Raw genomic sequence first — 16,587 nt, 5'->3', positions numbered from 1 at the left:
ACTATGGAAACGAATCATGGAAAATAAGTCACACGCCCTAATCGCGGGCCTGTTCACCATCCTGCTGCTGGCGGCGGCGATCCTGCTGTCGATGTGGTTCAACCGTGACCGCGTGGTACGGGTGCCGTATGAGTTGGCGACCAAGCTGTCGGTGCCGGGCTTGAATCCGCAGGCGGCGGTGCGTTATCGCGGGCTGAACGTCGGCAAGGTCGACCAGATCATTTTCGACCCGCAGGTACCGGGCCAGATCCTGGTGCGCATCAGCGTCAATCCGGACACGCCGATCACGCAGTCGACCTTCGCCATGCTCGGCTACCAGGGTGTGACCGGCATCGCCTACGTCCAGCTCGACGACGACGGCAGCCGGCCGGTGCGCGTGTCCAGCTCGCGCGAGCATGTGGCGCGCATCGAGCTGCGCCCGAGCCTGTTCGAGGCACTGCAGGGCAAGGGTCTGGCGATCCTGACCGAGGCCGAGGAACTGGCGCGGCGTTTCAACGCGCTGCTGGAACCAGCCAACCAGAAGACGATGCTGGCCGCCTTCACCGACGTCAGCCGCGCGGCCAACGAATTCGGCACCGTCCCGCGCCAGTTGCAGCCGACCCTGGCCCGGCTGCCGGCGCTGACCGCCCGCCTGGATCAGACGCTGGCATCGATCTCGACCCTGTCGCAGGACGTCAGCCGGCTCTCCGCCAACCTGGATACACTGACCACCAGCCTGCAGGCGCAAAACGGGCCGATCGAGCGCCTGTCCGACAGCATGGAAAACCTCGGCGCGGCGGCCGGCAGCCTGGAACGCGGCACGCTGCCGCGCGTCAACCTGCTGGCCGGCGACGCCCGCACCTCGCTGCACACGCTGAACCGGACGCTGGAGAATTTCAACCAGCGTCCTCAGAGTATCCTGTTTGGCGCGCCGTCTGCGCCGCCTGGCCCGGGTGAAGCGGGTTTCGTTGTCCCCGCGCGATGATATTGCCACCCATTAAATAGGGAGTATGTTGAAAAATCCGGCGCTCTCGCTTATTTTTATTGCGGAATTTTAAATACCACCATCAGTACAGAATATGTTGGGAATTGCCGCCAACTGTCGCCACTCCTGCACAAGGGCTCCGATGAAAAAAAACCTGCTCGCAATCGTATTCCTGGCCAGCCTGCTGGCCGCCTGCGCCCATACGCAGCCCCCGTCGGCGCCAACCCTGTATGACTTCGGCCCGCTGCCGGCAACCGCCGCCGTGCCGAACCTGCCCGCCCTGACCCTGAGCGAGGTCAGCGCTCCTGCCTGGCTCGACAATCCCGGCATGGTCTATCGGCTCGCCTATGCCAACGGCCAGCAGCCGCGTCCGTATGCGGACAGCCGCTGGAGCATGGCACCGGCGGCGTTACTGGAGCAGCGGCTGCGGGCGCGCCTGGCGGCGGCCGGCGGCGTGGTCGCACCGGCCGCCGCCGGCGCCTTGAACCTGCCGCTGTTGCGCATCGAACTGGACGACTTCAGCCAGAATTTCAGCGCTCCGGCCGCCAGCACGGCGCACATCAGCGCCCGCGCCACGCTGTTTTCCGGCCGTCTGCTGCTGGCGCAAAAGAGCTTTGCGCAACAGGTGCCGGCCCCCAGCGCCGACGCCGCCGGCGGCGCGCGCGCGCTGGCCACGGCCAGCGACCTCCTGATCACCGACCTGCTGCAGTGGCTGACGACGGTGCAGCTCAAGAAATAATGAGCGCATCGACGGCGGCCGCCACCAGCCACGGCTCCTCTTCGGCCCGCGCCAGCCTGTTCTTTTACCTCGTGCTGATCGTTTACGGCAGCTGGTACCCGTTTTCCGGCTGGGAGAATCGCGGACTGTCGCCGCAGGCGCTGCTGCTGGCTCCCCTGCCGCATTACTGGACGCTGTTCGACGCCGCGACCAACGTGCTGGCCTACCTGCCGTTCGGCCTGCTGCTGGTGTTCGCGCTTTATCCGCACATACGCGGCGTAAAAGCCGCCTTGCTGGCGGTCGCCGCCGGCACCTTGCTGTCGGCGGCGATGGAAGCGGGCCAGACCTTGTTGCCCAGTCGCGTGCCATCCAACCTCGACTTGCTGACCAATGCGCTGGGGGCCTGCATCGGCGCGGTCGCCGGTGTGCTGCTGACGCGCCCGTTCCTGGAGCAGAGCCGCCTGCTCGCATTGCGGCGGCGCTGGTTCGGCGGCGATGCCGGGCGCGGCCTGATCGTGCTGGGGCTGTGGCCGCTGGCGCAGATTTATCCGCAGGGCTATCTGTTCGGCCAGGGCCAGCTCACGACCGTGCTGTCTGACTGGTTGTCCGACTGGCTGGCGACCCCGATCGATCTGGCCGAGTTGTTGCGGCACGGCGTCGAGCCGAGCGTCGAACAATACTGGCTGGCGGAAACCATCATCACCGCCTGCGGCATGTCCGGCGCCGTGCTGGCCCTGCTGTTCCTGCTGCGCAAGCAGGCGCCGAAAAGCGCGCTGGCGCTGGCGCTGGTGGGCGCCGCGGTGACGGTGAAAGCGCTGGCCAGCGCACTGCTGTTCGCGCCGGAAAATGCCTTTGCCTGGCTGACACCGGGCGCCGGCGGCGGCCTGCTGGTGGGCACCCTGATGCTGGCCGGGCTGACCGTTGCGCCGCCACTGGCACAGCGCCGGCTGGCGGTGGCAACGCTGGTCACCAGCCTGGTGATCGTCAACCTGGTGCCGTCCAACCCGTATTTCGTCGCCACCCTGCAAGCCTGGGTCCAGGGCAAATTCCTCAACTTCAACGGCGCCGCCCAATTCCTGTCGCTGCTATGGCCGTTCTTCATGCTGTGGTTCCTGCTGCACCCGACGCACCGCCGCAAGCGCTGGCCGGCCTGAACGGTATCCGGCCTGCCCGCGGCGCGCTCCTTATCCGGCTGCGATGTACGCCGTCTTTACCGTCGTATAGAACTCCGCCGCATAACGCCCCTGCTCGCGCGGCCCGTAACTTGAGCCTTTGCGGCCGCCGAACGGCACGTGGTAATCGACGCCGGCAGTCGGCGTATTGACCATCACCATCCCGGCCTGGACTCGGCGTTTGAACTGCGCCGCATGCTTCAGCGAGGTGGTGCAAATGCCGGCCGACAGGCCGAACTCGGTATCGTTGGTGAGTTCCAGCGCATGTTCGAAATCCTCGGCGCACAACACGCAGGCAACCGGCCCGAAAATCTCTTCGCGGCTGATCCGCATCGTCGGCGTGGCGCCGACAAACAGCGCCGGCTCCAGATAATGGCCGGGGGCGGCACGTTCCAACAAGCGGCCTCCCTGTAGCAGTTCGGCGCCCTCGGCGCGGCCGATGGCGATGTATTCCAGATCCGCCTGCAACTGTTGCTCGTCGACCACCGGGCCGATGTGCGTGTCCGGATGGCGCGCGTCGCCGACCACCAGGCGCGCCAGGCGCTGGCGCAAGCCGTCGACGAACGCGTCGTGGATCCCGCGCTGGACGATCAGCCTGCTGGACGCCGTGCAGCGCTGCCCGGTCGAGTAATACGCACCTTGCACCGCGCATTCGATCGCCTGCTCCAGGTCGGCGTCATCCAGCACCAGCAGCGGGTTCTTGCCACCCATTTCCAACTGCGCCTTGGCCAAGCGCCGGCTGGTGCCTTCGAGCACGCGCCGTCCGGTCGCGGCGGACCCGGTAAACGTCATGGCATTCACGCGCTGGTCGTCGATCATGGCCTGGCCGACGATCCGCCCCGGCCCCATCACCAGATTGAACACGCCGGCCGGAATACCGCAGCGGTGAATGATTTCCGCCAGCGCCCAGGCGGATCCGGGCACCAGGTCGGCCGGCTTGAAGACCACGCAGTTGCCATAGGCCAGCGCGGGCGCGATCTTCCAGGCCGGAATCGCGATCGGGAAATTCCAGGGCGTGATGATGCCGACCACCCCGAGCGGTTCACGGGTGATCTCGACCTCGATCCCGGGCCGCACCGAGGCCAGGCGCTCGCCCGGGATGCGCACCGCTTCGCCGGCGAAGAAGCGGAAGATCTGGCCCGCGCGCTTCACCTCGGCCACTGCTTCCGGCAAGGTCTTGCCCTCTTCGCGCGCCAGCAGGTCGCCCAGTTCCGCTGCCCGCGCCAGCAGTTCGGCGCCCACCTTGTCCAGCGCGTCGGCCCGTACCTGCGGCGACGCCATCGACCAGGAATCGAAAGCCCGCTGGGCGGCGGCCACCGCCAACTCGACTTGCGCCGCATCGGCCTGCGCATACTCGTCGATCACGTCGCGCGTATCGGAGGGGTTGATGTTGGGCCGGGAAGCCGCGCCGGCGATCCATTCGCCGTTGATCAGATTCTGTTTCATGACTTTGTCCTTCGGATGGGGGCGGGCGCTCAGCGGATGACGCCGCCGTCCTTGAGTCTTTGCATCTCGGATTCGGTTAAGCCGAGCCAGTCGGAAAGCACCTCATCGGTGTGCTGGCCCAACAGCGGCGGCGCGCGCCGGTATTCGACCGGCGAGGCGGACAACCGGATCGGATTGGCGACCAGCGGCACTTCGCCCGCCACCGGATGCGGCAGCGTCACGCGCAACTGCCGCGCCAGCACCTGCGGATCGGCGAATACCTGATCGATGCGATTGATCGGCCCGCATGGCACGCCCGCCTTCTCCAGCGCGGCGATCCATTCGTGCGTTGGCCGGAATACCGTCGCCTGCCGGATCAGCGGCAGCAGCGCCGCGCGGTTTTCGACGCGGCCGCGATTGCTGGCGAAGCGCTCATCCTGCGCCCACTCGGGGTGGCCGGCAATGCCGCAGAAGCGCGCGAACTGGGCATCGTTGCCGATTGCCAGGATCATGTCGCCGTCCGCGGTCGGGAAATCCTGGTAGGGCACGATGTTCGGATGCGCATTGCCCATCCGTTCCGGCACGATACCGCCGATCAGGTAATTGGCCGCCTGATTGGCCAGCGCCGCCACCTGCACGTCGAGCAGCGCGATATCGATATGCTGCCCATGGCCAGTCTTTTCCCGTTCGGCCAGCGCCGCCAGCACGCCCACCGCGGTGTACAGGCCGGTCATCACGTCGGTCAGCGCCACGCCCACCTTTTGCGGCCCGGCGCCCTCTTCGCTCTGGTGGCGGCCGGTCACGCTCATCAGCCCGCCCATGCCCTGGATCAGGAAGTCGTAGCCGGCGCGCGCCGCATACGGGCCATCCTGGCCGAAGCCGGTAATTGAGGCATAGATCAGGCGCGGGTTGAGTTTCAGCAGCGACTCGGCGTCGAGGCCGTATTGCCGCAGTCCGCCTACCTTGAAATTCTCCAGCAGCACGTCGGCCTGGCCAGCCAGGCGACGAATCAGCGCCTGCCCTTCGGCGGCGCTGATGTCGATCGCGAGCGAACGCTTGTTGCGATTGGCGCTGAAGAAATAGGCGGCGTCCGTCGTCGCATTGCCGGCTTCGTCGCGCAGCCACGGCGGGCCCCAACCGCGCGTGTCGTCGCCAGCTCCCGGGCGCTCGACCTTGATCACGTCGGCGCCGAGGTCGCCCAGCAACTGCCCGGCCCAGGGCCCGGCCAGGATGCGCGACAGGTCGAGCACCTTGAGGCCGGTCAGGGCCGCGGGCCGCGCGGCCGCCGATGGGGTGGATGCGCTTGCCACCTCAGAACGCCGCGATGCCGGTCTGCGCGCGTCCCAGGATCAGCGCATGGACGTCGTGCGTGCCTTCGTAGGTATTCACCACTTCCAGGTTGACCAGGTGGCGTGCCACGCCGAACTCGTCCGAGATGCCGTTGCCACCCAGCATGTCGCGCGCCAGGCGGGCGATGTCCAGCGCCTTGCCGCAGGAGTTGCGCTTCATGATCGAGGTGATCTCGACCGCCGCCGTGCCTTCGTCCTTCATCCGCCCCAGCCGCAGGCAGCCCTGCAGGCCGAGCGTGATCTCGGTCTGCATGTCGGCCAGCTTCTTCTGGATCAGCTGGTTGGCCGCCAGCGGCTTGCCGAACTGGGTACGGTCCAGCACGTACTGGCGCGCGCGGTGCCAGCAATCCTCGGCCGCACCCAGCGCGCCCCAGGCGATGCCGTAGCGCGCCGAATTCAGGCAGGTAAACGGCCCCTTCAAGCCGCGCACTTCGGGGAAGGCGTTTTCCTCCGGGCAGAACACTTCATCCAGCACGATTTCGCCGGTGATCGAGGCGCGCAGGCCAACCTTGCCGTGGATCGCCGGGGCACTCAATCCCTTCCAGCCTTTTTCCAGCACGAAGCCGCGGATCGCCCCTTCGTCGTCCTTGGCCCAGACCACGAACACGTCGGCGATCGGCGAATTGGAAATCCACATCTTGCTGCCGGTAATCGCATAGCCGCCGGCCACTTTCTTGGCGCGCGTGACCATCGAGCCGGGGTCGGAGCCGTGGTTCGGCTCGGTCAGGCCGAAGCAGCCGATCCATTCGCCAGTAGCCAGCTTCGGTAGGTATTTCTGTTTCGTCTCTTCATTGCCGAATTCGTAGATCGGCACCATCACCAGCGAGGACTGCACGCTCATCATCGAGCGGTAGCCGGAATCGACGCGCTCGACTTCGCGCGCGATCAGGCCGTAGGCGACGTAGTTCAGGCCGGGGCCGCCGTACTGCTCGGGAATGGTCGGGCCCAACAGGCCCAGTTCGCCCATTTCGCGGAAGATCGCCGGATCGGTCTGCTCGTGGCGGAAGGCTTCCAGCACGCGCGGCGCCAGCTTGTCCTGGCAATAGGCCTCGGCGGCGGCGCGCACCGCGCGTTCGTCGGGGGTGAGCTGCTGCTCCAGCAGCAACGGGTCGCTCCAGTTGAAACTGGCTTTGGCCTTGGACACACTCATGACAACTCCTTCGATGGTAGGTAACGAATCAATTTCGAAAAATATTTTAAGCGGCCTGGCGCTAATGGCCGCCTTCCGCCTGACGCAACCTGGCGACGGTATGCTCGATATCGCTCCAGGCCGGCTTGTCCAGCGCATAACGCTGCCGCATGTAACCGGCAATCCGGGCAATCTGCTCATCGCTCAGGCTGTGCTTGAAGGCGGGCATGAAGCCGCCTTCGCGCCCCGCCGTATCGCGCACGCCGTTCAGGACGACTTGCACCAGGTTGTCTGGCGTCTGGCTATGCAGGTTGCTGTTGAGCGCCAGCGGACGATTCAGGCCGAGCAATGCCGGACCCTCGCCGTCGTGATGGCAACTGCCGCAGGCGGTCGAGAACAGGCGGCTGTCGCTGCTCACCAACTGCTGCGCCTTGGCCTGGGACGCCGTGACCAGTTCGCGCGCCGCCGCCGCGGCCTCGTGCGCGGCGGGCGGCGCATTGAACGAGGTCAGATAGTGGGCCATCGCCCGCACATCGTCTTCCGGCAGCGTCGCCAGTTGCTGCACCACCGGCAGCATGGGCCCGGACGCCACGCCGTGCTGGGCGCTATCGCCATGCCGCAGATAGCGGAACAACTCCTGTTCGGTCCACGGCACCGGCGCATGCGTAATCGCGGTCAGAGGCGGCGCTTCCCAGCCATCGATCAGCGCCCCGGTCAAATAGTGCTTGCCGTCCTTTTCCGCTCCCAGGGCATTGCGCGGCGTATGGCAGGCGGTGCAATGGCCCAGGCCATTGACCAGATAGGCGCCGCGGTTCCATTGCGCCGAGCGCGTCGGATCTGCGGCGTCGGGGCCAGGCTTCAGGTACAGCGCGTTCCACAAGCCCACCAGCGGCCGCATATTGAATGGAAACGCCAGTTCGTTGTTCGGCACTTCGGCGCGCACCGGCGGCTGCGACATCAGATAGGCATAGAGCGCCATCAGGTCGTCGTCAGTGGTCTTGGTGAACGAGGTGTACGGGAACGCCGGATACAGGTGCCGGCCGTCGCGCGAGATGCCTTCGCGCATCGCGCGCTGGAAGGCGGTGAACGACCACTTGCCGATGCCGGTTTCAGGATCGGGCGTCAGGTTGGTGCTGTAGATCGCGCCGAACGGCGTCTGCAGCGCGCGGCCGCCGGCATTCGGCACGCCGTTGGGCGCGGTATGGCACACGACGCAATCGCCGGCCGCTGCCAGCAGCCGGCCCCGCTCGATCACGCCTTGCGTATAGATCGAGGGATCGGTGCGCGTCACCTCGGGAATGCTGGGCTTCCAGCCGATCATGGCAGCGGCGATGCCGGCCACGCCGGCCAGCAGCGCGCCGGGAACCGCCCACCAGCGGCGGCGCGTGCGCGGCGGCGCCGCTGGCTCCGGTGGCGGCGGGTTCAACGCAGCCTTGACCACCTCGGGGGTAAACGGCGGCTGCCGCAAGCGCACGCCGGTCGCATCGAAGATGGCGTTGGCGATCGCTGCCGTACCCGGCACCGAGGCGGATTCGCCGGCACCCTGCGGCGGCTGGTCGGGGCGCGGCATCATCATGACGTCGATCACCGGCACTTCGCGGAAATTCAGGATCGGATAGCTGCCCCATTCCTTGCTGACCACGGTGTTGGTGACCTTGTCCACCTCCACCTTTTCCTTCAGCGCGCGGCTGGTGGTCTGCACCACGTTGCCGTGGATCTGGTGCTTGACGCCGGCCGGATTGATCATCAGGCCGGCGTCATGCCCGACCACCACCCGCCGTACATGCACTTCGCCGGTGTTGCGATTGACCTCGACGTCGGCCACCCAGGCGGCCCAGGAGGCGCCGAAGCCGGGAAAGCGGCTGTGCGTGTAGCGGGCATAGGCGAAACCCTGCCCCTTGAGGAATTCGCCGTCCGGCTCCTGCTGTTGCGCCTGCGTATGCGGCAGCCAGCCGGCGCGCTCGGCGGTGGCGCGCACCAGGTCGACGGCGCGCTCATCCTTCAGGTAGCGCAGGCGGTACTCGACCGGATCGACGCCGGCCTCGGCCGCCAACTCGTCGATATAGCATTCATGCGCGAACGAGTTGGGCAAGGCGGACACGCCGCGCAGCCACGACGCGCGCAGGATCGGCGCCATGTCGTTGATGGTTACCCGCAGGTTCTGGTAATCGTAGGGCGGCACCGAGGTGCGGTCGCCCATCTCGTAGGCCACCGGCTGCGGGTTGACCTTGCCGGTCAGGAGCAGCGCCAGCGAGACCGCGCCGTTGGATGGATAGGAGGTTTGAAAATCGTAGCCGGCGACGCCGCCGTCGGCATTCAGGCCGCCCCGGATCTCCATCAACTGCGCGGCGCCCTTCGGCTCCCACAGGTGCTCCTGCTCGCGCGTCAGTTGCACCCGCACCGGGTGGGCCACCGCGCGCGACAGCAGCGCGGCATCCGCGGCCACGTCGTCGGCGCAGTTGCGGCCGTAGCAACCCGAGGCTTCCATGCGGATGACGTCGATCGCGAGATCCGGCAGGTCCATCAGCCTGGCGAGCTCGGCCCGCAAGACATGCGGGTTCTGGCTGCCGGCCCATACCGTCATGCCGTCCTCGCGCCAGTCGGCCACCGCGCAGGAGGGGCCGATCGACGCATGCAGCTGGTACGGCCAGACATAGCTGCGGTCCATGCGCACGGCGGCGTCGGCCAGCGCGGCGTCGACATCGCCCTGGTTTGCCACCACCCGCTGGGTGGAGGGGTTCTGGCGCAGCGCAACTTCCAGATTGGCGAGGTTGGGCAGGGCCGGCCAGTCGCGCCACTGGACGGCCAGCTCGCGCATCGCCTGTTCGGCATGTTCCTCGCGCAGCGCGACCACGCCGACAAAGTCACGGATCACGACCACCGCGACGATACCGGGAATGTGCGCGATCGAGCTTTCATCGACCGATTCCAGCGTATTGCCGATGAAATCGCCATGGTCGGCGCCGGCATATGGCGGCCGGATCACCCGGCCATGCAGCATGCCCGGCACGCGCACGTCATGCACGTAGGTCAGCTCGCCGACGGCCTTGCCCGGAATATCGACGCGCGGCGCGCTTTGCCCGACCAGGCGGTAGTCTGCCGGTGCCTTCAGCGGCGCTCCGCTGTCGAGCAGCAGTTCGACGTGGCGCCCTCGGACCAGTTCGGCGTAGCTGACCGAACGCTGCGGCTGGGCGCGGACCGCAACGATGCCGGCCTCGACCTCGAGTTCGGCCGGCGTGGCACCGAGCCGTTGCGCCGCCTGCGCCACCAGCCAGGCGCGCGCCTGCGCGGCGGCACTGCGCAGCGGCACCGCATGGATCTGGATCGAAGCGCTGGCGATGGTCGCCCCCTGGTTCGGAGCGCGGGTGGTGTCGCCCAGCACCATGTTGAGCTGTTCCATCCGCACATCGAGCTCTTCGGCGGCGATCTGTGCCAGCGCGGTGCGGATCCCGGTGCCGAGGTCGACGTGACCGTTGAGGGCGGTGACACTGCCGTCGTCCCACACCGCGATCAGGATTTCGACCCCTTCGGCCGGATTCCCCGACACCGCCGCCGGCTGGCCCTGCACCGGCGGTGGCGGCGGCGGCGGTTGGCGGGTAATCAGCAGCACGCCGGCCGCCTGGTGGAAATCACGCCGGTTGTAAGGCAGATCGGCGCGCCGGCTCATCTCGCTCTCTCCTCGGTGGCGGCCAGCAATTCGACGGCCCGATGAACCGCTTGCAGGATTTCGACATGGGTGCCGCAGCGGCACAGATTGTGCGCCAGCCCGTCCCGGATCTGGGCATCGCTCGGCCGCGGGTTGATCCGCAGCAGCGCCACGGTCGCCATGATCATGCCGTTCAGGCAGTAGCCGCACTGCGCGGCCTGGGCCTCGATGAACGCCCGCTGAACGAAATGTAGCGCTTCCCGGCCGCCCAGCCCCTCCAGTGTCGTGATCTCCCGCCCGGCCGCGCCGCGCACCGGGATCACGCAGGAGCGCGCGCATTTGCCGTCGACCAGCACCGCGCAGGCGCCGCACTGGCCGAGGCCGCAGCCGTACTTCGGGCCGTTGAGCTGCAGGTCGTTGCGCAGCACGTGCAGCAACGGCGCATCGCCCGGCACCTCCAGGCAATGCCGCTCGCCGTTGACGGTCAGCGCGATTGCGGTGGGCGATGTGCTCATGCCGATTGCAGCCTCAGACGCTGAGGTAGGCCTGCCTGATCGCTTCGTTCGCGGCCAGTTCCTCGATCGTGCCCTCGAAGCGGATCTGGCCCTTTTCCAGCACGTAGGCGCGATCGGACACCAGTTCGGCGAAATGCATGTTCTGCTCGGACAGCAGGATACTCACGCCCTCCGCCTTCAGTTCCAGGATCATGTGCGCCATCTGCTCGACGATCACCGGCGCCACGCCTTCCGACGGCTCGTCCAGCAACACCAGGTAGGGATTGCCCATCAGCGTGCGCGCCACCGTCAGCATCTGCTGCTCGCCGCCGCTCATGCGGCCACCGGGCCGGTTCGGCATTTCGCCGAGGTTGGGAAACAGCTTGAACAGCCGCTCGGGGGTCCAGGTCGGCGCCGCCGAGCCGTCCGGCCAGCGACGATCGGACTGGCGGCCGACGTCCAGGTTTTCCATCACGGAAAGATCGGTGAAGATGCGCCGGTCCTCGGGCACGAACCCGAGACCGCGCGCGGCGATCTCGTGCGGCTGCGCCGACGAAATGTCCTGCCCGATGAAGGACAGGCTGCCGCGCCGTTTCGGCACCATGCCCATGATCGCCTTGAGCGTGGTCGACTTGCCGGCGCCGTTGCGGCCCATCAGGGCCACGACTTCACCGCGCCGCACCTCGAGGTCGACATTGAACAGGATCTGCGCCGCCCCATACCAGGAATTCAGCGCCTTGATCTCGAGCAGTTTTTCCCTGGCGGTGCGGGTTTCAGTGCGGGCACCCAGCACGGCGCTTGCTGCAGCGGCTGGCATCATGCGGCCTCCTTCGATGTCTTGTTTTTTTCAAACGTCTTGCCGCTGCCGAAGTAAACTTCCTGCACCTTCGGATGATCGCGGATCTCGTGCGGCGCGCCGCCGGCGATCAGACGGCCGCGCGCCAGCACGATCATGCGGTCGGCATACGCGAACACCACATCCATGCTGTGCTCGGTGAACAGTACCGCCATATTGCTTTCGGTCACCAGTTTCTTGGTCAGCGCCATCAATTCGTTGCGCTCCTTGGGCGCCATGCCGGCGGTCGGCTCGTCCATCAGCAGCAGCTTCGGCCGGTTGGCCATCGCGATCGCCAGTTCGACTCGCTTGACGTCGCCATACGCCAGCACGCTGCAGGGGCGGTCCGCCTGCGCCGCCATGCCGACCTGATCCAGCAGCGCCAGCGCTTCGGCGCGCTTGTGTGACGACGCCTTGCGCCACATCGAAAACAGTTTACCGTCGGCCGATAGCAGCGCCATTTGGACGTTCTCGACTACCGTCAGCGAGGCAAATGTCTCGGCGATCTGGAACGTGCGGCCGACGCCCAGGCGCCAGATCTCGCGCGGCTTGAGCCCGACCAGTTCCTTGCCGCCCAGCTTGATCGAGCCGACGTCGGCCTGGAGTTGGCCGTTCACCATGTTGAAGGTGGTGGATTTGCCGGCGCCGTTTGGCCCGATCAGCGCCAGCAGCTCACCGGCATGGAGGTCGAAGGTGATGCCGTCGACCGCCTTGATGCCGCCGAAGGACTTGCCAAGATTGCTTACTGTCATGAGGCTCATTGGTGCGCCTCCTTCATTTCGGTGGTTTTGGCATTTTCGGTCCTGCGCTCGGTCAGATTGACATACAGTTGCCGGGCAAAGCCGGCGACACCCTGCGGGAAGAGCAACACCAGCAACAAAATGATGCCGCCCAGCATGGCGCGCCAGTAATCGGTACTGCGCGCGATGGTGTCATGCAGCCAACTGAAGGTGACCGCGCCGACGATCGGACCGACCAGGGTCTGGATGCCGCCCAGCATCACCATCACGATACCATCCACCGATTTGCCGACGTGCAGGCTTTCCGGCGATATGCTGCCTTTGGAAAAGGCGAACAGTGCACCGGCGACGCCCGCCACCAGGCCGGCGACGACGAAGGCGGCCCATTGCATGCGCTTCACATCGATCCCGATCGCATCGGCCCTGAGCACCGAATCGCGGCAGGCTCGCATCGCGTAGCCGAACGGCGCAAACAGTACCCGCCGCAACAGCAGTACGCCGGCCACCACGATGGCGAGCGTCAGATAGTAGTACGAGGTTTTGTCGGACAGCCAGCCTGCCGGCCACACTCCGGTCAGGCCATTGCTGCCGCCAGTGACCGCATCCCACTGGTAGACGATCGCCCAGGTGATCTGTGCAAAGGCCAGCGTCAGCATCGCCAGGTACACCCCCGACAGGCGCACGCAGAACCAGCCGTACAGCAGCGCGCCGGCAGCGGCCACCAGGGGACCGACCACCAAGGCCACTTCCATCGGCAGATGCAGGCTGCGTACCAGCATCGCGGCCCCATACGCACCCAACCCGAAATAGGCGGCGTGTCCGAATGAGTGCATACCGGCTGGACCCATGATGAAGTGCAGGCTGGCGGCGAACAGCGCTGCGATCAGCAAGTCGATCGCCAGCACGATCATGTAGGGCGAGTCGCCGGTCAACTGCGGCATCACCACCAGCAGCAGCACGAGTGCCACGCCGGTGGCCTTGTAGACGTTGCCGGCGGCGCGCAACGGCGCCTCCGCCGCGCCGTAGCTGCGGGCCGGTGCCTGCGGCCTTCCCAGCAGCCCGCAAGGGCGCACCACCAGCACGGTGGCCATCACGAGAAACTCGACCACCAGGGTCAGCTTGGAAAACGACACGCTGACCCCCAGCACGTCAACCAGCCCGAGCCAGATGCAGATCGCCTTGATTTCCGCGATCAGCAGCGCCGCGATGTAGGCGCCGGGAATCGACCCCATGCCGCCCACCACCACCACGACAAACGCGGCGCCGATCGTGATCAGGTCCATCTCCAGGTTGGCCGGTTCGCGCGGCAATTGCAAGGCGCCGCCCAAGCCCGCCAGCAATGCGCCCAGCGCAAACACGCTGGTAAACAGCCAGGCCTGGTTCACGCCCAGCGCGCTGACCATCTCGCGGTCCTGGGTGGCGGCGCGCACCAGCGTGCCCCAGCGGGTGCGGCTCAGCAACAGCCAGAGCAAGCCAAGCACCACCGGGCCGACCACGATCAGAAACAGATCATAGGTGGGGAACTGGCGCCCGAGAATCGACACCGACCCTTCCAAGCCGGGCGCCCTCGGTCCAAGCAGCTCTTCCGGCCCCCACAACCATAGCGACGCGTCCTTGATGACCAGCACCAGTGCAAAGGTGGCCAGCAGCTGGAACAGCTCCGGCGCGCGGTAAATACGGCGCAACAGTACTATTTCGACCACGGCGCCGAGGATGCCGACAACCACCGCCGCCAGCAGCAGGGCCGGCCAGAATCCCATGCCGTCACCCATCCGGGCCACCAGCGTATAGGCGACATAGATGCCGACCATGAAAAAGGAGCCGTGCGCGAAATTGACGATACGCGTCACGCCGAAAATCAGCGACAGTCCGGCGGCCACCATGAACAGCGATGACGCGCCGGCCAGGCCATTGAGCAACTGCACCGAGAAGCTTGAAAAATCCATGAAACGTTCTTTCTTTCAGCGGGATGGCTTGATGAGTGTCCGGCAGCTACCGGACGCCCACGCCCTCCCTATACCGGGTATCCCGTTTCTGGCACGGGAAGGAAAACAGCTCCCCTCGTGGCCTGAAGACCGCCGGGATGGAGGCGAAATCCGGGCGGGTGTCGCCGCCGCTCATTCGCCAAACCCGTCAGCATCATTGTCGCAGGGGGTGCCGGGCGGCACGCCCTGCGTCTTGCGCATGCTTCCCGCGGACGATCCGTCAGTCAGCCGGGCGCAGCTTTGCCACTTCGGCCGCCGAAGGAAGATAGCCGGCACCATCCAGGTAACGGAAGTCGACCATCACACCCTTGCCGTCGTTGTTCTTGGTGCGTCCCACGTAGACGCCCATGGTCGACTGGTGGTCGGAGGCGCGGTAAACGATCGGGCCGAACGGCGACATCAGCTTCAGGTTCTTGAACGCTTCCACCAGCTTCTCGGTATCGGTCGATTTTGCCTTCTTGATACCCTCGGCAAGCGACACGATAGCGGTATACCCGACGACTGTGCCCAGACGCGGGTAATCCTTGAACTTCGCTTCATAGGCACCACGAAACGCCTTATGTTCCGGGGTGTCGATGCCGTACCAGGGATAGCCGGTGACAATCCAGCCGTCCGGAGTCTCATTTTTCAGCGGGTCGAGGTATTCCGGCTCGCCGGTCAGCAGGCTCACCACTTCGCGACCCTTGAACAGTCCGCGCGTATTGCCTTCACGGACAAACTTCGACAGGTCCGCGCTGAACAGCACGTTGAAGATCGCATCCGGCTTGGCGTCGGCCAGCGCCTGCACTACGCTGCCGGCATCAACCTTGCCCAGCGGCGTCGCCTGCTCCGCCACGAACTCCACATCCGGCTGCGCTGCCTTGAGCAATTTCTTGAACGAGGCAACTGCGGATTGGCCGTACTCATAGTTGGGATAGACCAATGCCCAGCGCTTCTTCTTCAGCTTGGCCGCTTCCGGCACCAGCATCGCGACCTGCATGTAGGTTGAGGTACGCAAACGGTAAGTGTAACGGTTGCCGTTCTCCCAGACGATCTTGTCGGTCAGCGGTTCGCCGGCCAGGAAGAAAATTTTGCGCTGCTTGGCAAAATCCGTCATCGCCAGCCCCACGTGCGATAGAAAGCTTCCGGTCAGCATGTCGACGCGCTCGCGCGAAATCAGCTCTTCAGCCGCCCGCACCGCATCGCCCGGGTTGCCGTTGTCGTCACGGATGATCAGTTCGAGCTTCTTGCCGTTGACGCCACCGGCGGCGTTAATTTCCTCGACCGCCAATTCCATGCCCTTGCGGTATGGCTCAAGGAATGCCGGTTGCGCCTTGTAGCTGTTGACTTCGCCGATCTTGATGACGCCTTGCGCCTGTGCCTGCGCAGTGAAGGCACTACCGGCAGCCCAGAGAGCGGCCGCCGTGGCGAGCCAACTGGTTGTCTTTGTCATGTGTGTCTCCTTTATGAGTGGACTGGTTAACGCAATAATTGTTGACGAATAGCGAAATGGCAGACTTGCTAGCGCAGGCCATCCTCGCCTTTGATTTCGTGGGACTGCAACCCTCCCACGCGAGGTAACGGTCGGCCGCTGTCGGTGACAACAACGGCGACAACGATTTCGTGCGGGCGCGGCGCATCCGCCACCCTTGCCTCCATGGCGTCGAAATGGCTGCGGACGAACGCAGCATCCTTGTGGCCAAGCGGGACGTCGATCGCGGTACCGACGCCACCCATCTTCTTGGAGGACGGGACGAGCGCGGCGCCCTTGCTTACCGCCTGGCGCAGCGGTGCGCCAAGTTTGGGATGAAGAATGGCCGCGGCATGCTCGAGTTCACCCCCCTCGCCAACAATCGCGGCCTTGCCGTAGCTTTGTGCTTGCTCCGGCGCGATACCCAGCGCCTCGACACAGCGGCGCCCGAGCAGACCGCCCAGTTCCTCGCCGATCGCGATCAGTTCGTCGAGCGACTCGGCGTAACGGCCAGCGTAGGGGTTGTCGATGACCGCCATCGCCAGCGCCTTGCGGGTGGGCGGGTCAATGGCTTGGCCCATTTCGGAGCGGGTTTCGTCGACTTGGACGATAAGCTTGCGAATCTTTGCTGGCATTGCGTCTCTACCTTCCATGTATGAGTTGGGAAATGAACGGCCCGG

At 65.9% G+C, this 16,587-nt stretch carries 13 protein-coding genes; 3 read left to right on the top strand and 10 right to left on the bottom strand.

All coding sequences use genetic code 11. The annotated features are described in order from the left end of the window. Window positions 1-16: 16 nt before the first annotated feature. The 3 genes from ACK2VC_RS10935 (at window position 17) to ACK2VC_RS10925 (ending at window position 2,836) form a co-directional block, all read left to right on the top strand. Entirely contained in the window at window positions 17-964 is a 948-nt protein-coding gene (locus ACK2VC_RS10935; protein WP_486730379.1) for an MlaD family protein, read from the top strand. 142 nt (window positions 965-1,106) lie between these two features. Then, window positions 1,107-1,703: an ABC-type transport auxiliary lipoprotein family protein gene (locus ACK2VC_RS10930; RefSeq protein WP_486730378.1), complete on the top strand. Its 597-nt coding sequence runs from the start codon at window positions 1,107-1,109 to the stop codon at window positions 1,701-1,703. Further along, window positions 1,703-2,836, top strand: coding sequence for a VanZ family protein (locus tag ACK2VC_RS10925; RefSeq protein ID WP_486730377.1), 1,134 nt, complete (start codon window positions 1,703-1,705; stop codon window positions 2,834-2,836). Before ACK2VC_RS10930 ends, ACK2VC_RS10925 begins: the two co-directional genes overlap by 1 nt. Before the next feature lie 30 nt (window positions 2,837-2,866). On the opposite strand, the gene ACK2VC_RS10920 is transcribed toward ACK2VC_RS10925, so the two are convergent. From ACK2VC_RS10920 to ACK2VC_RS10875, 10 genes are all read right to left on the bottom strand, one after another. Next, entirely contained in the window at window positions 2,867-4,300 is a 1,434-nt protein-coding gene (locus tag ACK2VC_RS10920) for an aldehyde dehydrogenase family protein (protein ID WP_486730376.1), read from the bottom strand. A 29-nt stretch (window positions 4,301-4,329) separates the two neighbouring features. Next, window positions 4,330-5,589: a CaiB/BaiF CoA transferase family protein gene (locus ACK2VC_RS10915; protein ID WP_486730375.1), complete on the bottom strand. Its 1,260-nt coding sequence runs from the start codon at window positions 5,587-5,589 to the stop codon at window positions 4,330-4,332. Window position 5,590: 1 nt separating this feature from the next. Then, window positions 5,591-6,778 (bottom strand): acyl-CoA dehydrogenase, encoded by a 1,188-nt coding sequence (locus ACK2VC_RS10910; protein ID WP_486730374.1) that lies wholly within the window; start codon window positions 6,776-6,778, stop codon window positions 5,591-5,593. Between the two features lie 61 nt (window positions 6,779-6,839). Then, the gene (locus ACK2VC_RS10905) at window positions 6,840-10,424 is read right to left on the bottom strand and encodes a molybdopterin cofactor-binding domain-containing protein (RefSeq protein WP_486730373.1); all 3,585 of its coding nucleotides are present in this window, start codon (window positions 10,422-10,424) and stop codon (window positions 6,840-6,842) included. Further along, on the bottom strand, window positions 10,421-10,918 hold the full coding sequence (locus tag ACK2VC_RS10900; protein WP_486730372.1) for a (2Fe-2S)-binding protein: 498 nt from the start codon (window positions 10,916-10,918) through the stop codon (window positions 10,421-10,423). Before ACK2VC_RS10900 ends, ACK2VC_RS10905 begins: the two co-directional genes overlap by 4 nt. 13 nt (window positions 10,919-10,931) lie before the next feature. Then, window positions 10,932-11,714, bottom strand: a complete 783-nt coding sequence (locus ACK2VC_RS10895; RefSeq protein ID WP_486733220.1) for an ABC transporter ATP-binding protein — start codon at window positions 11,712-11,714, stop codon at window positions 10,932-10,934. Further along, window positions 11,714-12,493 (bottom strand): ABC transporter ATP-binding protein, encoded by a 780-nt coding sequence (locus ACK2VC_RS10890; protein WP_486730371.1) that lies wholly within the window; start codon window positions 12,491-12,493, stop codon window positions 11,714-11,716. The genes ACK2VC_RS10895 and ACK2VC_RS10890 overlap by 1 nt, the downstream gene beginning before the upstream one ends. Continuing rightward, window positions 12,490-14,418, bottom strand: a complete 1,929-nt coding sequence (locus tag ACK2VC_RS10885) for an ABC transporter permease (protein ID WP_486730370.1) — start codon at window positions 14,416-14,418, stop codon at window positions 12,490-12,492. Before ACK2VC_RS10885 ends, ACK2VC_RS10890 begins: the two co-directional genes overlap by 4 nt. Before the next feature lie 259 nt (window positions 14,419-14,677). After that, entirely contained in the window at window positions 14,678-15,889 is a 1,212-nt protein-coding gene (locus ACK2VC_RS10880; protein ID WP_486730369.1) for an ABC transporter substrate-binding protein, read from the bottom strand. A 68-nt stretch (window positions 15,890-15,957) separates the two neighbouring features. Further along, entirely contained in the window at window positions 15,958-16,542 is a 585-nt protein-coding gene (locus ACK2VC_RS10875; protein WP_486730368.1) for an amino acid synthesis family protein, read from the bottom strand. Window positions 16,543-16,587 lie beyond the last annotated feature (45 nt).

The sequence above is a fragment of the Herbaspirillum sp. WTB6 genome, assembly GCF_057457785.1.
The sequence above is the reverse complement of the archived record's forward strand: the minus strand, read 5'-3'. Positions and strand labels throughout refer to the sequence as shown.

Excerpts from the sequence above, each read along its gene's own strand:
- ACK2VC_RS10880 (WP_486730369.1), bottom strand. The coding sequence starts at position 15,889 with ATGACAAAGACAACCAGTTGGCTCGCCACGGCGGCCGCTCTCTGGGCT.
- ACK2VC_RS10885 (WP_486730370.1), bottom strand. The coding sequence starts at position 14,418 with ATGGATTTTTCAAGCTTCTCGGTGCAGTTGCTCAATGGCCTGGCCGGC.
- ACK2VC_RS10875 (WP_486730368.1), bottom strand. The coding sequence starts at position 16,542 with ATGCCAGCAAAGATTCGCAAGCTTATCGTCCAAGTCGACGAAACCCGC.
- ACK2VC_RS10890 (WP_486730371.1), bottom strand. The coding sequence starts at position 12,493 with ATGAGCCTCATGACAGTAAGCAATCTTGGCAAGTCCTTCGGCGGCATC.
- ACK2VC_RS10905 (WP_486730373.1), bottom strand. The coding sequence starts at position 10,424 with ATGAGCCGGCGCGCCGATCTGCCTTACAACCGGCGTGATTTCCACCAG.
- ACK2VC_RS10935 (WP_486730379.1), top strand. The coding sequence starts at position 17 with ATGGAAAATAAGTCACACGCCCTAATCGCGGGCCTGTTCACCATCCTG.
- ACK2VC_RS10895 (WP_486733220.1), bottom strand. The coding sequence starts at position 11,714 with ATGCCAGCCGCTGCAGCAAGCGCCGTGCTGGGTGCCCGCACTGAAACC.
- ACK2VC_RS10930 (WP_486730378.1), top strand. The coding sequence starts at position 1,107 with ATGAAAAAAAACCTGCTCGCAATCGTATTCCTGGCCAGCCTGCTGGCC.
- ACK2VC_RS10910 (WP_486730374.1), bottom strand. The coding sequence starts at position 6,778 with ATGAGTGTGTCCAAGGCCAAAGCCAGTTTCAACTGGAGCGACCCGTTG.
- ACK2VC_RS10920 (WP_486730376.1), bottom strand. The coding sequence starts at position 4,300 with ATGAAACAGAATCTGATCAACGGCGAATGGATCGCCGGCGCGGCTTCC.
- ACK2VC_RS10925 (WP_486730377.1), top strand. The coding sequence starts at position 1,703 with ATGAGCGCATCGACGGCGGCCGCCACCAGCCACGGCTCCTCTTCGGCC.
- ACK2VC_RS10900 (WP_486730372.1), bottom strand. The coding sequence starts at position 10,918 with ATGAGCACATCGCCCACCGCAATCGCGCTGACCGTCAACGGCGAGCGG.